Raw genomic sequence first — 415 nt, 5'->3', positions numbered from 1 at the left:
CACATCAATCACAAAGGCCACAAACATTTGCCCTTGCCATGTTGATACATAGGTGAAGTCTGCAACCCAAAGTTGGTCAGGGCGCTGGGCTGTGAACTGGCGGTTGACCAGGTCTAGCGGGCATGGCCTGGTTGTGTCTGGACGGGTTGTGCGCACCTTCTTGCCACGCCTTGCGCCTTCCAGGCCCAGCTGGCGCATCAAGCGTTGCACTGTGCAGCGGGCAATCGGCAAGCCCTCTCGGTGCATCTGCTTCCAGACTTTGACGACGCCATACACCTGCCAATTGGCGTGCCACACCCGTTGAATATGACTGCAACGTTCTTCATCTGATTGGCTGCGCTTGCTGCGCAGCCACGGGCAGTTTCTTTGTTGAACCTTGCGCCTGTAGCCCGATGGGGCAATTTGCAGCAGCCTA

The 415-nt window shown here is 57.1% G+C and carries 1 protein-coding gene; it reads right to left on the bottom strand.

What is annotated here, in order from left to right:
• A partial coding sequence (locus tag QEP12_RS16985) for an IS3 family transposase (protein ID WP_284214996.1) occupies positions 1 to 415 on the bottom strand: 415 nt, incomplete at both ends.

The organism is Comamonas jiangduensis (assembly GCF_030162955.1).
Classification (GTDB): domain Bacteria; phylum Pseudomonadota; class Gammaproteobacteria; order Burkholderiales; family Burkholderiaceae_C; genus Comamonas; species Comamonas jiangduensis.
The sequence above is the reverse complement of the archived record's forward strand: the minus strand, read 5'-3'. Positions and strand labels throughout refer to the sequence as shown.